Source organism: Nonomuraea sp. AD125B (assembly GCF_041402765.1).
In the GTDB taxonomy this organism is placed as follows: Bacteria; Actinomycetota; Actinomycetes; order Streptosporangiales; family Streptosporangiaceae; genus Nonomuraea; species Nonomuraea bangladeshensis.
The window spans coordinates 50,086-66,571 of sequence record NZ_JBGLOU010000023.1 but is presented as its reverse complement, the minus strand read 5'-3'; the positions used below and the strand labels follow the sequence as shown (position 1 = coordinate 66,571).

The 16,486-nt window shown below is 74.1% G+C and carries 17 protein-coding genes; 12 read left to right on the top strand and 5 right to left on the bottom strand.

The features are described from left to right. Positions 1-42: 42 nt before the first annotated feature. Genes ACBR40_RS42115 through ACBR40_RS42105 form a run of 3 tightly spaced genes read right to left on the bottom strand, consistent with a single transcriptional unit; the run spans position 43 to position 3,526 of the window. Positions 43-2,073 carry a xanthine dehydrogenase family protein molybdopterin-binding subunit gene (locus tag ACBR40_RS42115; RefSeq protein WP_371252355.1) on the bottom strand — a complete coding sequence of 677 codons (2,031 nt, stop codon included), beginning with the start codon at positions 2,071-2,073 and terminating at the stop codon, positions 43-45. Then, on the bottom strand, positions 2,070-3,041 hold the full coding sequence (locus tag ACBR40_RS42110; protein ID WP_344205915.1) for a xanthine dehydrogenase family protein subunit M: 972 nt from the start codon (positions 3,039-3,041) through the stop codon (positions 2,070-2,072). The genes ACBR40_RS42115 and ACBR40_RS42110 overlap by 4 nt, the downstream gene beginning before the upstream one ends. After that, positions 3,038-3,526: a 2Fe-2S iron-sulfur cluster-binding protein gene (locus tag ACBR40_RS42105; RefSeq protein ID WP_344205913.1), complete on the bottom strand. Its 489-nt coding sequence runs from the start codon at positions 3,524-3,526 to the stop codon at positions 3,038-3,040. The genes ACBR40_RS42110 and ACBR40_RS42105 overlap by 4 nt, the downstream gene beginning before the upstream one ends. Before the next feature lie 107 nt (positions 3,527-3,633). Between ACBR40_RS42105 and ACBR40_RS42100 the strand changes: the two genes are divergently transcribed. From ACBR40_RS42100 to ACBR40_RS42090, 3 genes are all read left to right on the top strand, one after another. After that, positions 3,634-4,776, top strand: a complete 1,143-nt coding sequence (locus tag ACBR40_RS42100; protein ID WP_371252354.1) for an acetate/propionate family kinase — start codon at positions 3,634-3,636, stop codon at positions 4,774-4,776. A 188-nt stretch (positions 4,777-4,964) separates the two neighbouring features. Then, on the top strand, positions 4,965-7,121 hold the full coding sequence (locus ACBR40_RS42095; protein ID WP_371252353.1) for an ATP-dependent RecD-like DNA helicase: 2,157 nt from the start codon (positions 4,965-4,967) through the stop codon (positions 7,119-7,121). A gap of 17 nt (positions 7,122-7,138) precedes the next feature. Further along, complete coding sequence (locus tag ACBR40_RS42090) at positions 7,139-7,672, top strand: RNA 2'-phosphotransferase (protein WP_371252388.1); 534 nt, start codon at positions 7,139-7,141, stop codon at positions 7,670-7,672. On the opposite strand, the gene ACBR40_RS42085 is transcribed toward ACBR40_RS42090, so the two are convergent. After that, positions 7,657-8,229, bottom strand: coding sequence for an NADAR family protein (locus ACBR40_RS42085; protein ID WP_344205910.1), 573 nt, complete (start codon positions 8,227-8,229; stop codon positions 7,657-7,659). The two genes, ACBR40_RS42090 and ACBR40_RS42085, sit on opposite strands and share 16 nt — an antisense overlap. Before the next feature lie 20 nt (positions 8,230-8,249). Continuing rightward, entirely contained in the window at positions 8,250-9,230 is a 981-nt protein-coding gene (locus ACBR40_RS42080) for a helix-turn-helix transcriptional regulator (protein ID WP_371252352.1), read from the bottom strand. Positions 9,231-9,293: 63 nt separating this feature from the next. Here ACBR40_RS42080 and ACBR40_RS42075 point away from each other — a divergent pair, with 63 nt between their 5' ends. The 9 genes from ACBR40_RS42075 to ACBR40_RS42035 all read left to right on the top strand — a co-directional run bounded on the left by ACBR40_RS42075 (position 9,294) and on the right by ACBR40_RS42035 (position 16,342). After that, the gene (locus ACBR40_RS42075) at positions 9,294-10,448 is read left to right on the top strand and encodes an epoxide hydrolase family protein (RefSeq protein WP_371252351.1); all 1,155 of its coding nucleotides are present in this window, start codon (positions 9,294-9,296) and stop codon (positions 10,446-10,448) included. A 55-nt stretch (positions 10,449-10,503) separates the two neighbouring features. Then, complete coding sequence (locus ACBR40_RS42070) at positions 10,504-10,746, top strand: DUF2945 domain-containing protein (RefSeq protein ID WP_344205907.1); 243 nt, start codon at positions 10,504-10,506, stop codon at positions 10,744-10,746. Further along, the gene (locus tag ACBR40_RS42065) at positions 10,743-11,075 is read left to right on the top strand and encodes a DUF3140 domain-containing protein (RefSeq protein WP_344205905.1); all 333 of its coding nucleotides are present in this window, start codon (positions 10,743-10,745) and stop codon (positions 11,073-11,075) included. Before ACBR40_RS42070 ends, ACBR40_RS42065 begins: the two co-directional genes overlap by 4 nt. A gap of 160 nt (positions 11,076-11,235) precedes the next feature. Next, entirely contained in the window at positions 11,236-12,588 is a 1,353-nt protein-coding gene (locus ACBR40_RS42060) for a TrkH family potassium uptake protein (RefSeq protein ID WP_371252350.1), read from the top strand. After that, a complete protein-coding gene (locus tag ACBR40_RS42055; RefSeq protein WP_329579054.1) occupies positions 12,581-13,243 on the top strand; it encodes a TrkA family potassium uptake protein in 663 nt (220 codons plus the stop codon). Before ACBR40_RS42060 ends, ACBR40_RS42055 begins: the two co-directional genes overlap by 8 nt. A gap of 36 nt (positions 13,244-13,279) precedes the next feature. Continuing rightward, positions 13,280-13,720 carry a CBS domain-containing protein gene (locus ACBR40_RS42050; protein WP_344205900.1) on the top strand — a complete coding sequence of 147 codons (441 nt, stop codon included), beginning with the start codon at positions 13,280-13,282 and terminating at the stop codon, positions 13,718-13,720. Positions 13,721-13,772: 52 nt separating this feature from the next. Continuing rightward, a complete protein-coding gene (locus ACBR40_RS42045; RefSeq protein WP_371252348.1) occupies positions 13,773-14,369 on the top strand; it encodes a TetR/AcrR family transcriptional regulator in 597 nt (198 codons plus the stop codon). A gap of 100 nt (positions 14,370-14,469) precedes the next feature. Then, on the top strand, positions 14,470-15,891 hold the full coding sequence (locus tag ACBR40_RS42040) for an MFS transporter (RefSeq protein ID WP_371252347.1): 1,422 nt from the start codon (positions 14,470-14,472) through the stop codon (positions 15,889-15,891). Between the two features lie 94 nt (positions 15,892-15,985). Next, positions 15,986-16,342: an STAS domain-containing protein gene (locus ACBR40_RS42035; protein ID WP_371252346.1), complete on the top strand. Its 357-nt coding sequence runs from the start codon at positions 15,986-15,988 to the stop codon at positions 16,340-16,342. The last annotated feature ends 144 nt before the right edge of the window (positions 16,343-16,486 follow it).

Genomic DNA, 16,486 nt, shown 5'->3' with positions numbered 1-16,486 from the left:
GAATGCGGCGTGAAGAGCGATCTACTTCCACGTAAAAAAGTGTCAAAACCTGGCCATGACGATCTTGGCCGGGGTGATCGGCAGCTCCCTGACGCGGTGGCCGATGGCATGGTGGACGGCGTTGCCGATGGCGGCCGCGGTGCCGACGATGCCGATCTCGCCGATGCCCTTGCTGCCCATCGGGTTGAGCCGCTCGTCCTCCTCCTCCAGCCAGACCGCCTCGACGTCCGGGACGTCGGCGCAGGCCGGGATGTGGTACTGGGCGAGGTCGCGGCGCAGGAAGCCGCCGAACTCCTCGTCGGTCAGCGTCTCCTCCATGAGCGCCATGCCGAGGCCCATCGTCATGCCGCCGATGAACTGCGAGCGGGCCAGCCTGGCGTCCACGATGCGGCCCGCGGCGAACACGCCGAGCAGCCGCGACACGCGGATCTCGCCGGTCACGGCGCTGACCCGTACCTCGGCGAACTGCGCGCCGAAGGCGTGCCTGGCCAGCTCGGAGTCCTGCCCGACCTCCTCGGTGGTGTCCGCGCGGCCCTCCCTGCCGTCCTTCTTCAGCTCCTCGCAGGCGCGTACGACGGCCGACCCCCAGGAAGCGGTGCCCATCGAGCCGCCGGCGACCGGCGCGGCCGGCAGGTCGCTGTCGCCGAGCTCGACGTGCACCCGGTCGGGGGCGACGCCCAGCGTCTCGGCGGCGATCCTGGTGAGCGCGGTGCGCGCGCCGGTGCCGATGTCGGCCGCGGCCACCTGGACGAGGAAGCCGCCGTCGCGCACGCACGCCACGGCCTGGCACGGGCTCCGCTTCGCCGGGTAGGTGGAGGCGGCCACACCGGTGCCGATCAGCCACTCCCCGTCGCGCCGGACGCCCGGCTCCGGGTCGCGCCGCTCCCAGCCGAAGCGGCGGGCGCCCTCGCGCAGGCAGCCGGCCAGGTCACGGGAGCTGAACGGCAGGCCGCTCTCCGGCTCGGTCTCGGGCTCGTTGCGCAGCCGCAGCTCGACCGGGTCGACGCCGGCCGCGTAGGCCAGCTCGTCCATGGCCGACTCCAGGGCGTACATGCCGGGGCACTCCCCCGGGGCGCGCATCCACGACGGGGTGGCGACGTCCAGCCGGACCAGGCGGTGCGCGGTGCGCAGGGCCGGGGTGGCGTACATGACACGGGCCGGGACGGCGGTCTGCTCGGCGAACTCCTTCAGCGTCGAGCTCTGCTCGTAGGCGACGTGCTCCAGCGCGGTCAGCCGGCCCTCGCCGTCCGCGCCGAGGCGCAGCCGCTGGATGGTGGGTGTGCGGTAGCCGGTCACGTCGAACATCTGCTGCCGGGTCAGCGCCACCTTGACCGGCCGGTCCGTGACGCGCGCGGCGAGGGCGGCCAGCACGGCGTGCGGCCGCGTGGTGCCCTTGGAGCCGAAGCCGCCGCCGACGTGCCTGGCCACCACGCGGACCCGGCCGGGCGGCAGGCCCAGCGTCTTCGCGATCATGTCGCGGTCGGTGGTGGCGCCCTGCGTGGAGTCGTAGACCAGCAGGGTGCCCTCGGCGTCCCACACGGCGAGCGCGGCGTGCGGCTCCATCGCGTTGTTGTGCAGGACGGGCGTCGTGTACGTCACGTCCACGACGGTCGCCGCCTCCGCCAGCCCGGCCTCGACGTCGCCCTGCTCGGTGTCGGAGGGGAAGTTCGGGTTGACGACCTCCGGTCGGTAGAGGCCCGGGTGGTCGGCGCGCAGGCTGACGTCGTGGTCGGCGGGCTCGTACTCGACCCGGACGGCGTCGGCGGCGGCGCGCGCCTCGTCGTAGGTGCCGGCCACGACGGCGGCGATGATCTGGCCGCGGTAGGCGACCTCGCGCCGCTGGAACAGCGCCAGCTCGGCGTCGGCGTCCTCGGCCAGCTCGGGCGGGTCGGCCACGGACAGCACGGCGAGCACGCCGGGCATGTCGAGCGCGGCGGCGGCGTCCACCCGGGCGACCCGGCCCTTGGCGATGAGCGACTGGACGGGATAGGCGTACGCGACGCCCTCGACCGGGTACTCGGCCGCGTACGTGGCCAGCCCGGTGACCTTGACGCGGCCCTCGACGCGATTCACGGTGCCAGCTCCTCCAGCGTGTTGACGATCAGGTCACGGGCCATCGGGACCTTGTAGGCGTTGCGCGGCAGCGGCCTGGCCTGCTCCAGCTCTGCCTCGGCGGCGGCCAGGAACGTCCCGCCGGTCGCCGGGCGGCCGATCAGCTCCCGCTCGGCCCGCTCGGCCCGCCAGGGCACGTGCGCGAGGCCGCCGAGCGCGATCCGGCACCCGGCGACGGTCCCGTCGGCGGCGACGTCGAGCACGGCCGCGATGGACACCAGGGCGAAGGCGAACGAGGCCCGCTCGCGCACCTTGCGGTAGAGGGACGCGCCGGGCGGCGGCGCGGGCAGCTCGACGGCGGTGATGAGGTCGCCGGGCTCCAGCACGGTGTCGCGTTCCGGGGCCTCGCCGGGCAGGCGGTGCAGGCCGGGCATGGGGACGATGCGGTCGCCTCCAGGGCCGGTGACGTGCACCTCCGCCTCCAGCGCGGCCAGCGCCACCGCCATGTCGGACGGGTGGGTGGCCACGCACGCGCCGGAGTGGCCGAGCACGGCCAGGTTGGAGTGGTCGCCCTCGATGGCGGGGCAGCCGGAGCCGGGCCGGCGTTTGTTGCACGGCCTGCTCACGTCCTGGAAGTAGGCGCAGCGGGTGCGCTGCAGCAGGTTCCCGGCCACGGTGGCCATGTTGCGGATCTGGCCGGAGGCGCCGGTGAGCACCGCGCGGGCGAGCATCGGGTAGCGGGCGCGCACCAGCGGATGGGCGGCGAGGTCGGTGTTGCGCACCGCCGCGCCGACGCGCAGCCGGCCGCGGACCTCCTCGACCGCGTCGAGCGGCAGCCGGCTGACGTCCAGCAGGTGCTCGGGGCGGGCCACGCCGAGGCGCATGAGGTCGACGAGGTTGGTGCCGCCGCCCAGGTACATGGTGCCGGGGCGGTAGCGGCGCACGGCGTCGGCGGCGCTGGTGGCGCGGGCGTAGTCGAACGGCCTCATCGGGCGACCTCGGAGATGGCGCTGACGATGTTGACGTACGCGCCGCAGCGGCACAGGTTGCCGCTCATGCGCTCCCTGATCTCGTGCGGGGTGAGCTCGGGGTCGTCCAGGAGGTTCTCGGTGACGGCGCTCGGGCCCGGCTCGCCGAGCATGCCGGCCGCCGAGCAGAGCTGGCCGGGGGTGCAGTAGCCGCACTGGAAGGCGTCGTGCTCGATGAAGGCGGCCTGCAGCGGGTGCAGCTGCTCGCCGTCGGCGAGCCCCTCGACGGTGGTGACGGAGAGGCCGTCCATGGCGACCGCCAGCGCCAGGCAGGAGTTGGCCCGCCGCCCTTCGACGAGGACGGTGCAGGCGCCGCACTGCCCGTGGTCGCACCCCTTCTTCGAGCCGATCAGCCCCAGCCGCTCGCGCAGCAGATCGAGCAGCGACATTCGGGGGTCGACGTCGAGCGGGTGCGGCCTGCCGTTCACCGTAAGGCGGATGTCCATGAGCGCTCGCTACCCGACCTGATCGCCGGGCAACCTCCGGGGGCGGTAAAGCGCCTTCGTCCGCAGCCGTCCGTTTTGCGCGGGCGGTGTCGGGTAGCCGGGGGCGCATGGGCCTGGCGTTCGACGAGCGGATGAGCGAATCGGCGGCGGTGCTGACCGTCAACGCGGGCTCCTCCAGCCTGCGTCTCGACCTGGTGCAGGGCGGCTGCGTGCTGGACAGCGCGCACGCCGAACGGGCCGCCGACCCGGCCGCGGCGCGGGAGGAGCTGGCGCGTTTCCTCGGCGGGCACTTCGACCGGGACATCCGGGCGGTGGCGCACCGCCTGGTGCACGGCGGCGAGGCGGTGCGCGCCCCGGCGGTCGCCGACGACGAGACGGTGGCGGCGCTGCGCGGCGTGACGAGCCTCGCGCCGCTGCACCTGCCGCCCGCGCTGGCGCTGCTGGAGGCCGCCCGCGAGCAGCTTCCCGCGGTGCCGCACGTGCTCTGCCCGGACACCGCCTTCCACGCGGAGCTGCCGGAGGAGGCGGCGACGTACGCGCTGCCGCGCGAGTGGCGCGAGAAGCACGGCCTGCGCCGCTACGGCTTCCACGGCCTGTCCTACGCCTGGGCCGCCGACCGTACGGCGGAGCTGCTCGGCCGGCCGCTCGCCGAGTTGGAACTGCTGATGACGCACCTGGGCGGCGGGTGCTCGGCGTGCGCGCTGTCGGGCGGGCGCAGCGTGGACACCTCGATGGGGTTCACGCCGCTGGAGGGCATGCCCATGAGCAAGCGCTCGGGCAGCGTCGATCCCGGGATGCTGACCTGGCTGCTGGCCGAGGGCCGCCTGAGCCTGGACGAGCTGAGCGAAGGGCTGGAACGGCGTTCCGGGCTGCTCGGCCTGTCCGGACGCTCCGGCGACACCCGCGAGCTGGTCGCCGCCGAGCGCGACGGCGACAAGGACGCCGGGCTCGCGCTCCGCGTGTTCGCCCACCGGGTGGCGCGGGAGATCGCCGCCGCGGCCACGTCGCTGCCGCGCGTGGACGCGCTGGTGTTCACCGGCGAGATCGGCTGGGACCAGCCCGAGGTGCGCGAGGCGGTCTGCCGGCGGCTCGGGCCGCTCGGGATCGAGCCTCCCGCGCTCACCGGCCGCCGCGACGACGGGCCGGTCAGCGCGGACGGGGCCGCCGTACCCGTCCTGGTGGTGCAGGTGCGCGAGGAGCTGCAGCTCGCCCGCGAATGCCTGCGCGTCCTCGGCGAGGAGGACCCGTGACCCGGGCCGCATGACCTGCCCGGCACCGCATGACCTGCCCGGCACCGCATGACCTGCCCGGCACCGCATGACCTGCCCGGCACCGCATGACCTGCCACGCCCCGGCTTGCCGCCCCCGCCCCCTCTCCCGTCCCCGTGCCGCCCCCGTGCCCGGTGGTTTGTCGGTGCGGGATGGTTGGATCGTCCGTGTGGAGGCGTCGGTCGAGCAGCTCGTCTACGTCCGCGAGGACTCTTACACCGTCGCGCGCATGAGCGCCGACGGCGAGCCCGGCTTCGTGGCGACCGGCCGGGCGCTGGCCGGGGTGCAGCCGGGCGAGACGCTGCGCCTGCACGGCGAGTGGGGCCGGCACGCCCGCCACGGGCGGCGCTTCGCGGTGTCCGGGTGCGAGCGCGTCACCCCGTCGTCGGTCCGGGCCATCCGCATCTATCTCGGCTCCGGCCTGGTCAGGGGGATCGGGCCGCGCCTCGCGCACGCCATCGTCGAGCACTTCGGCGAGGCCACGCTCAAGGTCATCGACGCCGAGCCTGAGCGGCTGACCGAGGTGGTCAACATCGGGCCGCTGCGGCAGGCGCAGATCGTGGAGGCCTGGCGGGAGCAGAAGGCCATCGCCGCGCTGATGGTGACGTTGCAGGGGCTCGGGGTGAGCCCGCTGCTCGCGGCCAAGATCTACCAGGCGTTCGGGCAGGACGCCGACGAGGTGCTGGCGACCGACCCCTACCGGCTGATCGGGCGGGTGCGGGGCATCGCGTTCCGGGTGGCCGACCGCATCGCGCTGCAGTCGGGGGTGCCCGAGCGCAGCCCGCAGCGGGTGAGGGCGGCGCTGCTCGACCGGCTGGAGGCGGCGGGGAGCCGCGACGGCCACTGCTACCTCCCGGTCGCCGCCCTCGTCCGCGAGACGGCCGAGCTGATCGAGCAGGACCAGGACCTCGTGCGCCCGCAGCTCGACGCGCTGGTCGCCGAGCGCCGCCTTGCGGTGGAGACCTCGCCCGCCCAGCCGGGTCAGCTCGTGGCCTACGCCAAGCACGTGCACGCCCGCGAGCAGGCGCTGGCCACGCACCTCGCCCGGCTGCTCAGGGCCCGTTCGACGCTGCCGCTGCGCGCCTTCCGCGAGGACGACTCGCTCCACGACGACCAGCGGGCGGCCGTCACCATGGCGCTGACCAGCACGGTCGCGGTGATCACCGGTGGGCCGGGGGTGGGCAAGAGCCACACGGTCCGGGCCATCGCGACCGCGGTGCGGCAGGCGGGCGGCACGGTCACGCTCGCCGCGCCGACCGGCAAGGCCGCCAAGCGGCTGTCGGAGCTGACCGGGCTGCCGGCGATGACCGTCCACCGCATGCTGGCCCAGCAGCCCGACCCCGAGCCCGGCACGCTGTTCGACGAGCGGCCCTCGCGGGCCGACCTCATCGTGGTGGACGAGGCGTCCATGCTCGACCTGCACCTGGCCACCCGGCTGGTGGCGGCCGTCCCGTCCGGCAGCCACCTGCTGCTCATCGGCGACAGCGACCAGCTCCCGAGCATCGGGCCCGGCGACGTCCTGGCCGACCTGCTGCGGGTGCCCGGCGTCCCGCGCATCCAGCTCACCCATGTCTTCCGGCAGGCGGGCGGCAGCGGCATCGTCGAGGCGGCCCACCGCATCCGCGCCGGGCGCATGCCCGTCACGCCGGGCCGGGGCGGCTTCTGGTTCGAGGAGCTCGACGACCCCGCGCAGGTCGCCCAGCGGGTCGCCCATCTCGCCATGGTCGCGATCCCGCGCAAGCAGGGCGTCGAGCCCAGCCAGGTCCAGGTGCTGTGCCCGATGCGCAAGGGCGAGACCGGCGCCACCGCGCTCGGGCGGCTCATCCAGGACCGGCTCAACCCGGCCGCCGACGACAAGCCCGAGCACTGGTCGGGAGCCACGGTGTTCCGGGTCGGCGACCGCGTCATGCCGATCCGCAACAACTACGACAAGGGCGTCTTCAACGGCGAGACGGGCACGGTGACGGCCGTCACCCCGGCCGAGCGCACGATCACCATCCGCACCGACGACGGCGAGAGCGTCGCCTACGGCTTCGACGAGCTCGACGACCTCACCCACGCCTACGCGATCAGCGTGCACCGCTCACAGGGCAGCGAATACCCGTTCGTGGTGGCGCCGATCGTCGCCGAGTCCGGCGGCATCATGCTGCGCCGCAAGCTCCTCTACACCCTGGTCACCAGGGCCAGGGCGTGGGTGGTGCTGGTGGGGCAGCGCGAGGCGCTGGAGCTGGCCGTCCACCGGGTCGGTTCCCGCCGCAACACCGGCCTGGCCCGCCGCCTGGCCCTGACCCTGGAGACCCCGCCGACGGAGACAGCGGAGACCTGAGAGTGGACGAAGACGTGATGCGGCGCCGCCTGGTCCGCGTATCCAAATTCCTGGCCCGCCACCTGCGCCACGACCCCGGGCGCATCGGCCTCACCCTCGACCCGGCCGGCTGGGTGCCGGTCGAGGAGCTGCTGTCGGCCGCCGCCGCGCACGGCTTCCCGATCACGCCCGCCGAGCTGGCGCGGGTGGTGGAGACCGATGACAAGCGCCGCTACGTCATCGAGGACGGCCGCATCCGCGCCAGCCAGGGTCACTCGGTGCCGGTCGAGCTGGGCCTGCCGCCCGCCGAGCCGCCCGAGGTGCTCTACCACGGCACGGTGGGCCGCTTCCTGTCCGCGATCCGGCGCGAGGGGCTGCGCCCGATGGGCCGCCACCATGTGCACCTGTCGCCCGACCGCGACACCGCCGTCCGCGTCGGCGCCCGCCGGGGCGCGCCCGTCGTGCTGGTGGTGCGAGCGGGCGCGATGCACGCCGACGGGCACGTCTTCCACCTCAGCGCCAACGGCGTCTGGCTGACCGGCCACGTCCCCCCGGCCTACCTCGCCTTCTGAAGCGTGGCGCGGGCGGCCATGAGGGCGAAGCCGAGCAGGTTGAGCCCCTGCCAGGTGGCCGGGGAGGCGGCGCGTTCGTCGGCGGCGGCCAGGCCGATGCCCCACACGCGGTCGCGAGGGCTGGCCTCGACCAGCACCCGCCCGGAGGTGCCGAGCAGATAGGCGGCCAGGTCGGCGTGCTGGCCGAACTTGGCGGCGTTGCCCCGCGCCACGATGGCGAAACGCTCCCCGGCCCAGGTCGCCTCGTCGAAGCCGCGCACACCGCGGCCGAGGTCCTTGGCCTCGGCCGGGTGCCCGGCCGCGAGGATCCGCTCGGCGGTCTCGCCGTCGCCGAACAGCCACGCCTTGTGCGCCATCATGTAGTGCTCGGCCGAGGCGTAGACGTGGCCGTCCTCGGTGAACGTCACCGGCCACCACTGGCTGAGGCAGCCCGGCCCCACGCCGCCGCCGCGCGGCGGCCGGTGGCCCCAGAAGTAGAGGTACTTCAGCCGGAGACCGGCGCGTTCGGCGGCGACGGCCTCCTCGACGGTCATGGGCAGGGCGGGTTCGTCGGACATGAGAGTGACTGTCCCACAGATCACGGTTGTTCAGCCGAGTGATCGGCGGCACGGTGCAGCCGGGCGGCGAGGGTGCGCAGGGTGGCCGCCAGTTCGGGCGGGTCGAGCACCTCGAAGTCGAAGCCCTTGGCGGCGACGTACGCGGCCAGCTCGTCGAGGGAGTCGGCGCCCGCCGTGAACAGGCAGCGCTCGCCGTCCACCGGCTCCAGCCGGCCCGCGCCCGGCGAGGTGCGCGGGGCGACGGCGGTGAGCGGGGCGTGGAAGAGGATCCGGGCCTGGTGCCGGTAGGGGGCGGTGGTGATGCCGCGCGAGACGTACGCCGCCGCGTCGTCGTCAGGCGGCGTGCGCGGCGTGAACCGGGCGCCGGGCAGGCCCAGCAGCTCCTCGACGCGGTCCATCCTGAACGTCCGCCAGTCGCGCCGGCCGACGTCCCACGCCAGCAGGTACCAGCGGCGCGGCGTGTGGACCAGCCGGTGCGGCTCCACCTCCCGCTCGCCCGCCCCGTCGCGGCCCCGGTAACGCAGCCGCAGCCGCCGGTGGTCGCGGCAGGCGGCGGCGACGGCGGTGAGCAGGTCGGCGCCGACGCCGACGCCGGGGACGGCGGCCCCGGCCAGCGGGACGGTCGCGGCCTCGAACGCCGACACCCGGTGCCGCAGCCGCGACGGCAGCACCTGCCGCAGCTTGGCCAGCGCGCGCAGCGCGGCCTCCTCCAGCCCGGCCACGCTGCCGGTGGCGGCGGTGCGCAGGCTGAGCGCGACGGCCACCGCCTCCTCGTCGTCGAGCAGCAGCGGCGGCAGCGCCGCGCCCACGCCCAGCCGGTAGCCGCCGGCCACGCCGGGAGCGGCGTCCACCGGGTAGCCGAGCTCGCGCAGCCGCCCGACGTCGCGCCGCACCGTGCGCAGGCCGACGCCGAGCCGGTCGGCAAGCTCGCTGCCGGTCCAGTCGGCCCGGGACTGGAGGAGGGACAGCAGGCGGAGCAGCCGCGCCGAGGTTTCCAGCATGGCCGACATTCTGCCGCGCATCGGTGCCCGAACCTGTCACCGATTCCTTCTAGCGTGCTGCGCATGGAGACCTCGCGCATCGCGCCGTACCGCATCGACATCCCCCAGACCGCCCTCGACGACCTGCGCGACCGCCTGCGCCGCACCCGCTGGGCCCCGGAGCTGCCCGGCACCGGATGGGAGCGCGGCGTGCCGACCGGCTACCTGCGGGAGCTGGCCGCGTACTGGGCGGGCGGCTTCGACTGGCGCGCCCAGGAGGCGGCGCTCAACGCCTTCCCGCAGTTCACCACCACGATCGACGGCGCGAACGTGCACTTCCTGCACGTACGCTCGGCCGTGCCCGAGGCGACGCCGCTGCTGCTCCTGCACGGCTGGCCGGGATCGGTGGTGGAGTTCCTCGACGTCATCGGGCCGCTCACCGACCCGGCCGCGTACGGCGGCGCCGCGTCCGACGCCTTCCACCTGGTGATCCCGTCGCTGCCCGGCTACGGCTTCTCCGGCCCGCTGCCGGACACCGGCTGGACCGACGGCCGCACCGCCGCCGCGCTGGCCACGCTCATGGACCGGCTCGGCTACGACCGCTACGGCGTGCAGGGCGGCGACGTCAGCGCCTTCATCGCGCCGCTCATCGGCCGGGCCGCGCCGGAGCACGTCATCGGCGTGCACGTCAACGCGCTGCTCACGTTCCCGAACGGCGACCCGGCGATCATGGGCGCGCTCACCGACGCCGAGCGGGCCCGGCTGGCCGGGATGGAGGAGTGGCAGCGGAAGCTGGGCGCGTACATGAATCTGCAGGGCACCCGCCCGCAGACGATCGCGGCCGCGCTGCACGACTCCCCCGCCGGGCAGCTCGCCTGGATCGTGGAGAAGTTCAAGGACTGGACGGACCCGGCGGCGAAGCTGCCCGAGGACGCCGTGGACCGCGACCGCATCCTCACCGACGTGAGCATCTACTGGTTCACCGAGACGGCGGGCCCGGCCGCCCACACCTACTACGAGCGCTTCAACGACGCGGCCGCGTGGGCGCCGAAGCCGCGCGGGACGGTGCCGACGGGCGTGGCCGTCTTCCCGACCGACTTCTCGGTCCGGCCGCTGGCCGAGCCGGTCCACAACGTCGTGCGCTGGTCGGAGTTCGACCGCGGCGGCCACTTCGCCGCGCTGGAGGCGCCGGACCTGCTCGTGGCCGAGCTGCGCGCCCTCTTCGCCGGGCTGCGCTAGCGAAGGCGGCCCTGACCTGCGGTTATCCCCCCGGGGTGCGGGTAGCCGCAGGTGCATGCCGAAGAAGAAGGACCAGCCGAAGAAGGACGCGCTCGCCAAGGGCGACCAGGTGAGCTGGCGCAGCCACGGCGGCACCGCCGAGGGCGAGGTGGAGAAGAAGATCACCAAGCGGACGAAGGCCGCCGGCCGCACCGTCGCCGCCTCGCCCGAGGAGCCCCAGTACGTGGTGCGCAGCGACAAGAGCGGCGGCGAGGCCGTGCACAAGGCGTCGGCGCTCAAGAAGCGGAAGAAGAAATGAGCGACGACCGCCGCGAGATCGCCGCCGAGTTCGACCGGGCCGTGAACATGACGGTCAAGGAGCTGGAGCACTGGCTGACCACCGAGGAGTCGAGGTCGGTCGGGCAGAAGGAGGACGGCGCGGGCGAGTCGACCGGCCACGAGTCCGGCCGCCGCATCGTCGCGCTGCTGCACCGCCGCAGGTCGGAGTGGGGCGACGACGACTACGCCCACATGAGGAAGGTCATCGGGTACGTGCACCGGCACCTCGCCCAGCGCCCTTCCGGCGACGTCAGGGAGACGCGGTGGCGGTACTCGCTGATGAACTGGGGGCACGACCCGCTCAAGTGATCGGGGTCTCCCGGGCGTTCGCGCCCGTCCGGGACCGCTGCCGCGCACGCGAGGGGTATGGTGGGGCGCGGTGAGCCGGGAAGTCTGGTCGGCTTTGGATCGGCGACCGAACGTGTCCCGGAGGGTGTTGCGCGATGCGCTGGAGTGATGGCGGCGATCGATGATGCGCGCGACCTCGACGCTTTTAGCGAGATTCCAGCACCCGGCCCAGGTCGTGGCCGCCGGTTTCGCCGTGGCGATCGGGCTCGGGGCGCTGCTGCTGTCGCTGCCCGCCGCCACCGCCGGGGACGTGTCGGCGGGATGGTTGAACGCACTGTTCACGGCCGCCTCCGCGGTCTGTGTGACCGGGCTGGTGCTGGTGGACACCGAGGCGCACTGGTCGGTCTTCGGCGAGGTGGTCATCGCCGGGCTGGCCCAGGTGGGCGGCCTCGGCATCATGACGATGGCCACGGTCTTCACCCTGCTCGTGTCGGGCCGCCTCGGGCTGCGCGCCCGGATCGCCGCCCAGACGGAGACCAAGACGCTCAGCATGAGCGACGTGCGCCGGCTCGTGCTGAAGGTGGTGGCTTTCAGCCTCGTCTGCGAGGCGGTGGCCGCCGCCGTGCTCACCGGCCGGTTCGTGCTCGGTTACGGCGAGTCGTTCGGCCGCGCGCTCTACCTGGGCGTCTTCCACGCGGTCACGGCGTTCAACAGCGCCGGGTTCGCGCTGTGGCCGGACAGCCTCATGCGCTTCGTCACCGACCCGTGGATCTGCCTGACGATCGCGATCGCGGCCATCGTCGGCGGGCTGGGGTTCCCGGTGGTGTTCGAGCTGGCCCGCCTCTGGCGGCAGCCGAGCAAGTGGACGGTGCTGACCAGGATCACCGTCGGCACCAGCGTGATCCTGCTGGTGTCCGGCACCCTCGTCTTCCTGGCCACCGAGTGGCGCAACCCGGCCACGCTCGGCGGGCTCGACGACGGGCACAAGCTGATGGCCGCCTTCTTCACCGCCGTCATGCCGCGTTCGGCCGGGTTCAACGTGCTGGACATCGCGCAGATGTACCCGTCGAGCTGGCTGGCGACCGACCTGCTGATGTTCATCGGCGGCGGCAGCGCCGGCACCGCGGGCGGCATCAAGGTCACCACGTTCGGCATGCTGGCCTTCATCGTCTGGACCGAGATGCGGGGCGAGAGCCGGGTCAACATCGGCCGGCGGCGGCTGCCGGAGACCACGCAGCGCCAGGTCGTCACGATCACGGTGCTGGGGGTGGCGCTGGTGGCGGTCTCGACGTACGTGCTGCTCGCGCTCACCCCCTACAAGCTCGACCAGGTACTGTTCGAGGTCATCTCGGCCTTCGGCACGACCGGGCTGTCCACCGGCATCACCGCGAGCCTCGGCACCCCCGGCCACGTGCTGCTCGCCGTGCTGATGTTCATCGGCCGGATCGGGCCGCTCACCCTGGGGTCCGCGCTGGCACTCAACCGGCGCACCCGCCGTTACGAGCTACCGGAGGAGCGAGTCATCGTTGGCTGACTACAAGAGCAACCCCGTCGTGGTCATCGGGCTGGGCCGGTTCGGCACCGCGCTGGCGCTGGGGCTGACCCGGCGCGGCACCGAGGTCCTGGCCATCGACCACCGGCCCAAGATCACGCAGGCGCTGGCCGGGCAGCTCACCCAGATCGCCACCGCCGACGCCACCGACATGGAGGCGCTGCGCCAGCTCGGCGTCCCCGACTTCTACCGGGCGGTGGTGGCGGTCGGCAGCGACATAGAGGCCAGCATCCTCACCACGTCGCTGCTGGTCGAGCTGGAGATCAACGACATCTGGGCCAAGGCCGTCAGCTCCCAGCACGGCCGCATCCTCGACCGGATCGGCGCCCACCACGTCGTCTTCCCGGAGCACGACATGGGCGAGCGGGTCGCTCACCTGGTCAGCGGCCGGATGCTGGACTTCATGCAGGTCGACGGTGACTTCGCGCTCGCCAAGATCAAACCGCCGAAGGAGTACGTGGGCGTGCCGCTCGGCGAGTCCAACCTGCGGCGCAAGCGCGGCGTCACGATCGTCGCGGTCAAGACGCCGGGCGAGGCGTTCACGTACGCGACCGCCGAGACCGAGCTGTCCTACGGCGACGTCATCCTCGTGTCGGGGCGTACGGAGGAGGTCGAGCGCTTCGCCGAGCTGCCCTGACGGGCGCGCCCGCTAGGCTTCGGGAGGAGGACACCGATGCGCGCACACGAGCTCGCCGTCGACTTCCCGACGGTCACCCCGGACACCCCGGCGCTGGAGGCGGCCAGGCTGCTGGCCGACGGCGACCTGCCGGGCCTCATCCTAGCCGACGCCGACGGCCGGCCGATCAGCATCCTGCCCGGCACCGAAGTGCTGCGCCTGGCGGTGCCGCCCTACTGCCGGGACGACCCGGCGCTGGCGCGGGTGGTGGACGAGGCCCACGCCGACCTGTTCCTGCGCCGGCTGGGCGAGCGTACGGTCCGCGAGTGCCTGCCCGAGCAGCCCCGCGAGCTGCCGGTCGCCGACCGGAAGGCGACGGTGCTTGAGCTGGCCGCGCTGATGGCCCGTACGCACAGCCCGCTCGTGGCGGTCGTGGACGCCGATGGGCGGCTGGTGGGCGCGGTCACCCTGCGGGACCTGCTCGGCCACGCCCTCTGACATGCGAGCGTGTCGCCCGGTCGGCCGCGGCCGGCGTCGTAGGGTGGTGCGCATGGTGAGGACCGCGCCCCGACAGCCCGTACCCGCCCGGCGGGCCGACGCCGAGCGCAACATCGCCGCCATCCTGGAGGCCGCCACCCGCCTGCTCAGCGCCGACCCGGCGGCGAGCGTCGCCGACATCGCCAAGGCGGCCGGGGTGGGCCGGGTCACGCTCTACGGGCACTTCCCGTCCCGCGAGGCGCTGGTGGACGCGGTGCTGGAGCACGCGGTCGGCCTGGCCGACGCTGTGCTGGACGACCCCGGGCTCGACGAGCGCCCGGCGCCGGAGGCGATGGCCGCGCTGCTGCACTCGTCATGGGAGGTCCTCGACCGGCACCGCCGCCTGTTCGTGGCCGCCGACCGGATCATGGCCACCGAACGCATCCGTGAGCACCACGAGCGTCCGCTGCGGCGGGTGGAGCGGCTGATCGAGCGAGGCCGCCGGGAGGGCGACTTCCGTACGGACCTGCCGCTGCCGTGGCTGGTGACGACGTTCTTCTCGATCATTCACAGCGCCGCGCAGGAGCGGGAGTCGGGACGGCTGCCGGCGGAGGACGTCGAGCGGGTGCTGATCACCACGATGCTGTCCCTCCTGGCCTCCCCCGCCTGACGCCCGCGCGCCCTCAGGGGCGATCTCCAGGGAACCGTACCCGGGTACGGTTGTGCGTGCTAACTTGAACACCACTGTTCGAGTTTAGGGGTTGGAACGCATGGAGATCGACGTCTCGCGCGGCGGAGTCCGCGCGCCGGGCGGGTGGGGCGTGCTGGTGCTGCTCTGCCTGGCCCAGTTCATGCTCATCGTGGACATCACGGTCGTGCAGGTCGCGCTGCCATCCATCGGCGCGGACCTGGCGCTCGGCCGCGAGGCCCTGACGTGGGTGGTGACCGCGTACACGCTGTGCTTCGGCGGGCTCATGGTCCTCGGCGGACGGCTCGCCGACGTGCTCGGCGCCCGCCGGACGCTGCTGGCCGGGCTCGCCCTGTTCACCGCCGCCTCGCTGCTGTGCGGGCTGTCAGGGAGCGGCGCGACGCTGATCGCGGGCCGGGCGCTGCAGGGCGTCGGCGCGGCGCTGCTCTCCCCCGCCGCACTGGCCGTCATCACCACCGTCTTCCACGGCGAGCGACGCGGGCGGGCGCTCGGCGTCTGGGCGGCCGTCGGCGGCAGCGGCGCCGCCCTCGGCGTGCTCCTCGGCGGGCTGCTCACCGCCGGGCCCGGCTGGGCCTGGGTGTTCGTCGTGAACGTGCCGGTCGGCCTGCTGGTGCTGGCCGCCCTGCCCGCCGTGACGCCCGCCGTGCCGGGGCGGGCGGGGCGGGTGGACGTGCCGGGCGCGCTGCTCGTCACGGCGGCGACCGGCCTGCTCGTCTACGGGGTCGTCACCGCGGGCGAGGCCGGCTGGGGCGCGGCCGCCACGCTGCTGCCGCTGGCCGCGGCCGTGCTGCTCTACGCGCTGTTCGCGGCGGTCCAGCGGACCGCGCGGGCCCCGCTCATGCGGGCCGCGACCCTGGCCAGGCGGCCCGTGATCTCCGGGATGTTCCTCATGCTGACGGCCACCGGCCTCATGCTCGGCCTGTTCTTCATCGGCTCGCTGTACCTCCAGCACGCGCGGGGCTTCGGCGCCCTGGAGACCGGCCTGCTCTTCCTGCCCGTGGCGCTGGCGATCACGATCGGCGCGCAGGCCGGCGGGCATCTCGTCCCCCGGCTCGGCGGGCGGCCGGTGGCGGTGGCGGCGTTCGCGCTGACGGCGGCCGGGGCGGCGTGGATGACCATGATCTCGCCGGAGACCAGCCCGTACGCCACGCTGCTGCCCGGGTTCACGCTGGCCGCGCTCGGGATCGGGCCCCTGTTCGTGACCGCCACCACGACCACCATGGCCAACGTGCCGCCCGGCGAGAACGGCGTGGCCTCCGGCGTCATCAACACCTTTCACGAGCTGGGCGGCTCGATCGGCGTGGCGGTGGCCTCGGCCGTCGTCGCGCCGAGCCTCGCGCCCGGTGCGGCGGGGATCGGCGGCTTCGTCTCCGGACTGACCGTGTGCGCCGTGACGGCCGGGGCGGCGGCGCTCGTCTCGCTCCGGCTGGTGCCGCCCGGCCGGCCCTCGGGGGCGTTCGTCGGTCACGGGCACGGCCACTGACGACGGCTCCTCCGATGAGGATGCCGCGGACGGCTCCCGCCCACTATCCTTCATTGATGGTCCCGAACCGCCGGCGAGACCGGTGACGAGCTGAATGCCCATGTTGACGCTGGCCCACGAACGCCGGCCGGGGGTCACCGTGATCACGGTGTGCGGCGAGCTGGACGCCACCAACCGCGCGCAGCTCGACGACTACGTCAAGGACCTGACGGACGCCCCGCTCGTGTTCGACCTGTCCCGGGTGCCGTTCATGGACAGCTCCGGCCTGCACGTCCTGCTGATGTGCGATGTCCGCTGCCGTCGCGAGGGCGGGGCCGTGCACCTGGCCGCCGTGCAGCCGCTGCCGGCCCGCCTGTTCGAGATCACCGGCGTGCTGTCCCACGTGCCGATGCACGCCACGGTCGAGGAGGCCGTGACGGCGGCGCTCGGCCGGGCCGACCGCTCCGTCTGACCCCGTAGGGCGCCGGTGCCACGCGGATCGCGACGCGCGACCGGCGGACGGGGCGTCCGCGGCGGGTTAGTCTCTGCGTCACCGGAACCACCGGCCCCGGGCGGCTGCCGCGTCACCTCGGCGCGCGCGTCCGGCGCCGGCCGG